This window comes from Bradyrhizobium sp. UFLA05-153, from assembly GCF_054185185.1.
Window position 1 is genome coordinate 1 of sequence record NZ_JBBIAM010000222.1, and the last position, 7,647, is coordinate 7,647.

Annotated in this window: 11 protein-coding genes and 2 pseudogenes; 5 read left to right on the top strand and 8 right to left on the bottom strand. The window is 59.9% G+C overall.

The annotated features are described in order from the left end of the window. Nucleotides 1-134 precede the first annotated feature (134 nt). Entirely contained in the window at nt 135-461 is a 327-nt protein-coding gene (locus tag Q2941_RS49780; protein WP_458197272.1) for a hypothetical protein, read from the bottom strand. Nucleotides 462-572: 111 nt separating this feature from the next. Here Q2941_RS49780 and Q2941_RS49785 point away from each other — a divergent pair, with 111 nt between their 5' ends. After that, nucleotides 573-779: a cold-shock protein gene (locus Q2941_RS49785; RefSeq protein ID WP_458197273.1), complete on the top strand. Its 207-nt coding sequence runs from the start codon at nt 573-575 to the stop codon at nt 777-779. Nucleotides 780-1,244: 465 nt separating this feature from the next. Here Q2941_RS49785 and Q2941_RS49790 read toward each other — a convergent pair whose 3' ends face one another. After that, complete coding sequence (locus Q2941_RS49790; RefSeq protein WP_458197274.1) at nt 1,245-1,487, bottom strand: hypothetical protein; 243 nt, start codon at nt 1,485-1,487, stop codon at nt 1,245-1,247. Nucleotides 1,488-1,619: 132 nt separating this feature from the next. On the opposite strand from Q2941_RS49790, the gene Q2941_RS49795 reads away from it, so the two are divergent. From Q2941_RS49795 to Q2941_RS49805, 3 genes are all read left to right on the top strand, one after another. After that, nucleotides 1,620-1,910, top strand: a complete 291-nt coding sequence (locus Q2941_RS49795; RefSeq protein WP_458197275.1) for a hypothetical protein — start codon at nt 1,620-1,622, stop codon at nt 1,908-1,910. A 473-nt stretch (nt 1,911-2,383) separates the two neighbouring features. Further along, nucleotides 2,384-2,596 carry a hypothetical protein gene (locus Q2941_RS49800; protein WP_458197276.1) on the top strand — a complete coding sequence of 71 codons (213 nt, stop codon included), beginning with the start codon at nt 2,384-2,386 and terminating at the stop codon, nt 2,594-2,596. 182 nt (nt 2,597-2,778) lie between these two features. Next, nucleotides 2,779-3,567, top strand: a complete 789-nt coding sequence (locus Q2941_RS49805; protein ID WP_458197277.1) for a Crp/Fnr family transcriptional regulator — start codon at nt 2,779-2,781, stop codon at nt 3,565-3,567. Between the two features lie 359 nt (nt 3,568-3,926). Here Q2941_RS49805 and Q2941_RS49810 read toward each other — a convergent pair whose 3' ends face one another. The 3 genes from Q2941_RS49810 to Q2941_RS49820 form a co-directional block, all read right to left on the bottom strand. Continuing rightward, nucleotides 3,927-4,106, bottom strand: coding sequence for a hypothetical protein (locus tag Q2941_RS49810; RefSeq protein ID WP_458197278.1), 180 nt, complete (start codon nt 4,104-4,106; stop codon nt 3,927-3,929). Nucleotides 4,107-4,427: 321 nt separating this feature from the next. Next, nucleotides 4,428-4,649 carry a hypothetical protein gene (locus tag Q2941_RS49815; RefSeq protein ID WP_458197279.1) on the bottom strand — a complete coding sequence of 74 codons (222 nt, stop codon included), beginning with the start codon at nt 4,647-4,649 and terminating at the stop codon, nt 4,428-4,430. A 461-nt stretch (nt 4,650-5,110) separates the two neighbouring features. After that, a complete protein-coding gene (locus Q2941_RS49820; protein ID WP_458197280.1) occupies nt 5,111-5,368 on the bottom strand; it encodes a hypothetical protein in 258 nt (85 codons plus the stop codon). Between the two features lie 115 nt (nt 5,369-5,483). On the opposite strand from Q2941_RS49820, the gene Q2941_RS49825 reads away from it, so the two are divergent. Continuing rightward, nucleotides 5,484-5,909 carry a hypothetical protein gene (locus tag Q2941_RS49825; RefSeq protein ID WP_458197281.1) on the top strand — a complete coding sequence of 142 codons (426 nt, stop codon included), beginning with the start codon at nt 5,484-5,486 and terminating at the stop codon, nt 5,907-5,909. 422 nt (nt 5,910-6,331) lie between these two features. On the opposite strand, the pseudogene Q2941_RS49830 reads toward Q2941_RS49825, so the two are convergent. The 3 genes and pseudogenes from Q2941_RS49830 to Q2941_RS49840 all read right to left on the bottom strand — a co-directional run. After that, nucleotides 6,332-6,609: pseudogene (locus tag Q2941_RS49830) on the bottom strand (hypothetical protein); the annotation flags it as partial. A 26-nt stretch (nt 6,610-6,635) separates the two neighbouring features. Then, entirely contained in the window at nt 6,636-6,989 is a 354-nt protein-coding gene (locus Q2941_RS49835) for a hypothetical protein (protein WP_458197282.1), read from the bottom strand. A gap of 55 nt (nt 6,990-7,044) precedes the next feature. Further along, a pseudogene (locus Q2941_RS49840) lies at nt 7,045-7,408 on the bottom strand (hypothetical protein); the annotation flags it as partial. Nucleotides 7,409-7,647 lie beyond the last annotated feature (239 nt).

Genomic DNA, 7,647 nt, shown 5'->3' on the forward strand with positions numbered 1-7,647 from the left:
TTTTGCGCGCACTTCTGCCCGCACACCCACTGCCGGCGGCGCGACAGGGACTGGATCAATCCCCGTTAGGCGTGAGCACTCTGGTCGCCAAGTCGCCCATAGGCGCGTCTTCGTCAAAGGGCTATCCCGGCCGCTCATCTGATCAAGTGCGCTAGGAAGGACTCGCAAGCTTTCTCGGCTTCAGAGAACGTTTCGAAGGGCGAGCCGATTACCTTGATGGCTGGTCTGTTCGGATAGAGCGGTCGCCACGAGGCCAAAAAGCCGGGCTTGCCGTGAAGGCCTGGACCAGTGTGGTTCTCGAAGCTGATCACGAACGAAAAGCCGCGGGCGCTTGCGCTCCACACTTCCAGATCTTTTACGGGACTATTGATGCGGCTGAACTGCATTATGCATCCGACCTGATCTGCCTCCTGAATGAAGGAATCGCTTCGTTGATTCGGAAAATGCAGGGCTGCTGACATAGCGGCTGTTTTCCCCCAGCCGCTGCTGTGTCAGGAATCGAACAGTCAAACGTTCGTGGCTACTCTACCCTCTGCATTGGCAGATACTTTGTTGATTCGGAGAATGCGACGTTGGCAATGGGCAAAGTGAAGTGGTTCAACGCGACTAAAGGCTATGGCTTCATTCAACCTGACGACGGCGGCTCAGACGTCTTCGTGCACATCAGTGCCGTCGAGAAAGCCGGCTATACGGGCTTGGCCGAGGGTGCGCGGGTCAGCTACGAACTGAGGGCAGGGCGCTCGGGTAAAATGTCCGCAGAAAGTCTGCGGATTGGCTGACGGGGCACCGATCGACGAGGTGAGCCGGTCGAACCCCGCAAAAGCCTTGAGTTGGCGATTCGAAAACGCAACCTTGAACCTCACTGAGGACGTACCTGGGCCAACGTGACTATCCGCGCAGTTGCGTTTATACACACGCTCCCAGCCCAAACGCGCCTAGGGCTCACGCTGGCGGCCCTTGTCAGGCGGTTGTCAGCCTACCGTGGGATCGTTCGTCGTCGTCAATTCCTCCCAGGGAATCGGCGGCGCGAGGTCCGGTTCGGATTTGCCTCCAATGCCGGGCCTCGCTTCACCTCTAACCGCCTTGACGGCTCCCTTCCGTCCACAGGACCTGCAAGCGGCTGGCGACGCACTCCGCGTTTGAAGCGGTGAGCCTGAGGGCCCGTCAGCTCCCGAGGCAGGCCAGGTTTTCTTTTGGTGCCACGCGGCTGCCGAGTCGCGAAATCATTCAGCGCCGCGGAGGAGCTAGTTCAAGCGGATCTCATAGCGATGTTTTAGCCAGTCGAGCGTGGTCTCTGCGGCATACTGCACGCGGGCGATATCGCAGCCCTCCTGCGCCACCACATGCAGCCTCCAATTCATGCCGGGCCTGTCGCCTTGCTTAAATTCGACTTCAACGGAGACGACCTTTTCGGTGCCGGGAAAACTGCGGACCTCCTGCAGCGCGATAAGCTCAAGATCATCCTTCGAAACCAGCAATCTCGACACCGTCACCTCCAGGCAAGAACTTTGGCGTAGAACCGCGCTCTTCCAACCGGGGCGCCAATCCCAACGTTCCTACGCCGCCAATCTACTTGATGATGTCGACGTGGATTGAATTTAGGACTAGGAGATTCACCTATGAAATCGCTGGAACAAACGATGTCGGGGAAAAATCGGCAACCAAGGCAGGGTCGATGCATTTTGGGGGCACCTCCAATGCCGTCTACCATTGAAACACTGGTTTCCGTCCACGTGCGTTTGAAGAACCGGCAAGCGCTGGAGGATATGAGAGAACTTCGGCGCCAATTGCTGGAAAACCTTCTGTCCACAGCCAGCATCGACCCGCGCGGTGCTCTAAAATATGTTCATGATGATCTGCGAGCGATCGAAGAGGGGCTGGAGCAGCTCCGGTCGCTACGGTACGGCTGAGGCAGTGATGAAGTGGCCCGTCGGTTCACGCGGGCCTCGTTCCAGACCTAGGGCAGTGGCGCCATGCCCGTGCCTCGGCTTCCGGGCCAGCTGTTTTCTTCGGAGATCGCGCAGAGTCGGGAATGGTGCACCTATCTCGCGCGCCTTTGTCCGGACGCGATCTTTTCTTCGCTTGAGCGCGACTGCGGCGCGAGAAACAGAAACGCCATGCTCGACCAAGCCTCGCAACATCTCGATCTGCTCGGGCGTCCAGGAGCACGTCGTCATGCGGCCATGCCGGTCTAGCGAAACGCCCGATCTAAAGATCCAGGGCGTCGCGGCGGGGCCGTTTTGCGCGGTCGAGCCAGGAGGTCCAAATTCATGATCGAGACCTGATCCCTTCTGGATTTCCCCGCTTGTCCGGTTTTTTTTATCACAGGTTAATTCGTCCTGTGCTGATCACCTCATAATCCGAGACGAGTGAGAGAGGACTCATGTCACACTTTGTTGTCAGTTTCATGAAGGACGTGCTCGGCGAGAACGGCCGGCAGATCGAAATCTGCCAACGCACCGTGGAAATCGACGCCCCCAGCGAGGGCGAGGCCACTGAACTTGCCAAGCAGCGGTTCTGCAAGGCCGAACGACTTTGCGAATGGTCGCTGCATGCCGACCACATCCAGGTTAAGGCGGCTGACCATCCGTCTTAGACCAGAGGCGCAGCCTCCAATCCCAACGCTGGCGAGTCCGCGGAGCGCTGTGTTATTTGGCGTTTTAGGGCTCGGTCCTTAAACCATGTTATTTTTCGTCCAACCAATTCCGAGTGGTATGAGTTGACGGTTGGCCATTTTCGCTGGGGGCAGGTTCATTGGTTGCGATTTGGAACCGGCTTGTGGCGGCGTTGCCGCCGGCGGATTTGAGCTTGCTCACCCCCACTTCCAGAAGGTCTCGTTCAAACCCCGATACCGTCTTGGTGCGGTCGGGTGATGAACTCGACCCGGTTTATTTTCCCCATAGCGGCGCGATCGCATTCATGCTCGATATGCCGGACGGGCAAACGGTCGCAACCGCGTTGATGGGACGGGAAGGCGCTTTGGCCTCGTTCTCCGTGCTCGGCCCGTCACTTTCATCCGTGACGGCGATTGCTCGCGTGGCCGGCACAGCATCGATGATTTCCGCCGCGAAATTCCGGGCTGCCCATGCGCAAAGCACAGCCGTAAGGAATGTCGTGCAGGTCCACGCGCGCGCTCTGCTGTTGCAGCTCCAGCACGTGGCCGCCTGCAACGCGCTGCATCGGGTGGATGGCCGCATGGCGCGGTGGCTACTTCAGCTCCACGACCGGGTTCCCGATGATCTTCTTCCCGTGACGCACGAGGCGCTTGCGCAATTGCTCGGGGTGCGGCGGACGACTGTGACTCTGACCATGAGCAAGCTTCGCGCGGCGGGGGCCATCCCGTCCGACCGGCGCGGCTTTGTAGAGATCGATCGGGCGCGGCTTGAACGAGTTGCATGTGACTGCTATGCGCTCATGCAGCGCAAGATCGATCGGATGTATTGCCAGGAATTGGCTCCGCAACCTGCCCTTGCGCCGCTCCGGGAAAGCTCCATTGTCGCCTTAGAAACGGCGCTGAACGGGCATCTCCAGCGCCAACATCGGGATCGGCGAAGGGGAGCTCGATGAACTTCATGCAGCGGCGTCTCGTTCAAAACCGCGTCCGACCAAAGCAAGCTGTATCCAAAAATGAATAGCGGGATGCACGGAGCGAACTCCCAAGCTGCTATCACAGCGGCAGCATCACCCCATCGGCTCCAGCGCTGATCCAAGAACCGTTCTGAGATTGTAATTCTCAGCTATACCCCGCGGGCAGGTAAAGGCGGCTCCATCAGGGAATTCGACTTGATCAAACCGACCATCCTTGGGCCGATCGTGTCCGCCGAAAACCTGATCGTCAAATGCGACTGAGACGGCGAAACGCCAATGCCACGTTGCGGTGAAGCCGGTCCGAGAGCTGGATGCCGTAAATCGGCACTGAGGCGGCCTTACTCTTCTTTGGCTTGCGCTGCTATTGCTCGCTCAAGGTCGTCAGCGGCCAGCCTGTAGTTAGCGACGATCCTCGCAAATACGTCCCGTTTGATTCTGCTCTTTGCCTCCTGTTGAAGACGCTCGCATTCGCAGATCTGCAAGCGAAGAGTCTGCAGGTGCGCCAGCATGTCTTTCATGACGTTTCCACTGTTCGCTGCGCGGAACACCCTCGTTCTCTAGGCGCTCGCTCGGACCCAGACGGCTATCTACAAACGCCTGCCTGTAGGGAACATGAACAGAGTTTGGCGGAAATTAGGACAGCCAAATTCACCTAGGACACTTGGCCGGCGACGCTCGGCTTCATTCCTTCGCAACAAAGGGGACTCACCCACAAGCATTTTTGCTCCGAAAGAAAATCCCACCCGACTTGGCGCTGGGGCCCACGCGCTATGCATCATGGTGCTTGCCGGGATCACCGCGCCACCGGCCTCGCGCGGCGGGGGCCGCGCGCCACAGCCTCACACGGGCGAGGACGGCAACGAGATCCGCGTCACGATCCGGCAAATTAGCGAGGGATTGGCGTCGCCGTCGGGCCAAGGGATACGACCGCGAAACTGGTAAGCTAGATATTGGCAGCCATTGGGCGCCGATTTGGGGTGGAAACTCCATTTTTGCTTCGACGGCATGGAGGTTGGGACAGTCAAAACATCGCGGATGAATTCGCCGGCATCGCGCAGCATGATCAGCCTGCGGCGCCCTCAGCCCTTGCTCATCCTTCAGCGCAAAGGGGCGCTTTCTTGTCCACGGTGTGAATCGCGACACGCGCATCAGGCCGTACGCTTTAGGTGCCTTGGCGTCTTACTCTCCCTAGCCTTGAGCCTGCCGCGAATGGGGGGCTTCCTTATACCCGTCGGATCGACTCAGTTTGCGGCGTCAGGCTTAGCCGAAGGAACCTCCCAAAGGCGCTTGGCTTAGGAACGGGCCTCGTGGCGCATGGTTGGCCACGATGATGACAGCGCACGAATACCAGGACCTTGCAGAACGCTGTCGGGAGCAGCAGCTCCGAGCTACAGATCGATTTGCCCGTTATCAGCTGGAGGTGCTTGAGCGCAGCTATAAGGTACTCGCCCCAAGCGCGCTTGTTCTCGCGCGATCGGAGAAATGGATAGAGGCCATAGCGAAGCGCAAAAGGTAGGGTCGCTCAGTCGGCAGCCTCGACCTTCAAGAGGCGCACATAGGTCCCGCTCTCGTGCACCTCGAGCCAACCGCGTTCGACCGCCATCTTGATGCAGGCGCCGAACTCAGGGCCGCTGGCCTTCAGCGTGTAGAGGAACGGCGCGTTGATCTTCTCGATATGGATGCGGCCGTCCTGGACGGGCTCGATGCCGGCGGCGATCTCGACCAGCTTGCGCGCTGCAGCTTCCGGATTGGCGAAGGGGCGTTCGGCGATGAGTTTCATGAACCACCCTAGCGCGATTCGGGCTCGGGAAGATGCCGCGCCGAGAACTTCGCGCGCGGAACAGACGGCTCCCACTTTTGTTCAATCGTCGAGAGTCCAACTCAGGAGAAGGGCTATGATGACTAACCGACTTATGATCGTGGGCGCGGTGCTCGCCTTAAGCAGTGCCTCCGCGTATGCCGGTCCCTGCAACACGGCAAGCCGCGATGCAGGATCAGGGAACGTCCCCGGCTATACCGGACAAACCACTGGTTCCACAGCAACTGATTCCAAGGAGCATCCGCCGACATCTTCGATGAGCAAGGCCTCAGAGCATACCGCGACATCGTCGGAAGACGCGCAGCGCCAGATGCAGAGTCAGCCTACTGCTGCCGAGCAATCAAAGAAGATTGAGCCCGCACCCTCCTCGCAGTCACCGGATCGGACGGCAGGCACGGTCGAGCAGACTCGTCCCGCGCCCGCTGAACGGTCGAAGAAAATGACAGCGGGTGAGGCCGAGCAAGCACCGTCCCAGCAAAAGGCGGGGCAGGACTGCGATTAAGCGCGGGGACAATGGGGATCAAAGGGGAGCCATATCGAGGGCGGGCCGAACGCCTTGGCCCCCGTGGGGTGGATCAGCGCGACGATCGCAGTCGGTGTCGTCGTCAGGAAGCCGTAGACCTGATGCGGCCCCGGCACCGGCTTGAACTTCGTGCCCCGGTTGCATTGAACCGCGTGGGTGGCGGCAGACAGCCATCACCGGGAAAATTCTGCAAACTGCCCATCACTGACGCCGCTAAATTCTGATGCTTGGATGGGCGGCGGCAGGTCGCCAGAGACGGGAAAACTATGCAACTTCGGCCAATCGGCAGGAACGGTTCGTGAACGAGGCGTGAACTTTATGCAGTTTCGGCTGGTGCGGTCGCTATGGACAGCGGCGAAACTCTTGGCGTGAACCAGAACACCTGTTCTCTGGCTTGAGCACCAGTGCGGCGATGACGTGTTGGGATGTTGGTCACCGGCGGTCCGCCCGCACGCGGTGGCGGCGGCATGCCCCACCGCATCAGCACCATCTCGCTCCCAGCGTCCGTGTTTCGGATCACCGGGGCGGGATAGTCTGGAAACACGCCGGGCATCGGCGCCAGGTTGCCGACGTAACGATTGACCACGCGGAACAGGTTGATGATCGCAGCTTGGTTGGTGGTGATGCTGTAGGTTGCACATTGCGCGCGGAGACTACCGAGACTAGCCGCAAACGCCAAGACCAAGGCCGACTTGCGGCATAGTCTTACTTCTTGAGAATGCCGATGTCGGTGTTGCCCAAGTTCTTCATGGCGCGATCTGCGGCGGGCGTATCCACCGCGTTGTCGTGCGAAGGCGGAGCCTGAGCAACTGACGAAGCATCCACGTCGCCGCCGGTCGCTGCGTGGCTGAGCGCGTTGCCCGCGTTGGGACCGGAGGAGCCCGCAGTGCCGCTTATGGTATGCCCGGTCGATAGGGCGCCGCCCGCATAGCCTGGGGAGCCGGTGGCCGGAGTTCCGCTCGCCGCCGAGCCGCCACTGCTCGATCCACCCGCACTCTGGGCCAACGCGAGCGAAGCGCTGCCAACGAGTAAGATCAAGATAACGGCGAAGTGGTTCACAGAGCGGTCCTCTACACCGCCCAATGAGTTGCTCGTCCGATAGTTCCGTAGGGGCCTATCGTTCTCCAGGCCACCACGTTGATGGCGGATCGCTCGCCGAAATCTTGGTGCGGCGAAGCGCGACCAGATGGCTCCGCTTGTAAGGATAGCCGCGCACCTGTGAGCAGTCCTTGCACCGCATGTACCGCTCCAGCTCGTGGATCGGCGTATTCTTCGGCCGCGGCACGATGTCGAGCGCGACGGTCTGGTGAGTGTCGCAGCCGAGGCAACGGACTTCGAGATATAGGTAACCCGCATTGAGCGCGTCACCTAGGTAGGCAAGGGCTGCGCTGGTCCTTTGAAGGCCAGCATGCGCTTGGTCCAGGCTTCGCAGGCGAGCTGTTGGCTTCTCGGCGCGCTTCAGCCGCGCGCTCGGCTGCTACAAGCCGAGCGGCCCCGGAATTGCAGGCTGATCTAGTCGCCTATGGTGGGTCACGAGACGTGGGCCAACGTCTTACGGTCCGTCTTACGTCTCGGAGACGCCAAAAAGCTAAGTGACTGAAAATCCAACCGTAAAAATCCGAAAAGTTTGAGAATACGGCCCTAGGTGTGGAGCCTCAAGAGGTTGTCCTCGGTTAGACCGAGTCGGCTGATTGGTGTTTGAGATTTTATACCCCCA

Coding starts and splice junctions, on each gene's coding strand:
- Q2941_RS49780 (WP_458197272.1), bottom strand. CDS start 461: ATGTCAGCAGCCCTGCATTTTCCGAATCAACGAAGCGATTCCTTCATT.
- Q2941_RS49795 (WP_458197275.1), top strand. CDS start 1,620: ATGAAATCGCTGGAACAAACGATGTCGGGGAAAAATCGGCAACCAAGG.
- Q2941_RS49800 (WP_458197276.1), top strand. CDS start 2,384: ATGTCACACTTTGTTGTCAGTTTCATGAAGGACGTGCTCGGCGAGAAC.
- Q2941_RS49810 (WP_458197278.1), bottom strand. CDS start 4,106: ATGAAAGACATGCTGGCGCACCTGCAGACTCTTCGCTTGCAGATCTGC.
- Q2941_RS49815 (WP_458197279.1), bottom strand. CDS start 4,649: ATGCTGCGCGATGCCGGCGAATTCATCCGCGATGTTTTGACTGTCCCA.
- Q2941_RS49820 (WP_458197280.1), bottom strand. CDS start 5,368: ATGAAACTCATCGCCGAACGCCCCTTCGCCAATCCGGAAGCTGCAGCG.
- Q2941_RS49825 (WP_458197281.1), top strand. CDS start 5,484: ATGATGACTAACCGACTTATGATCGTGGGCGCGGTGCTCGCCTTAAGC.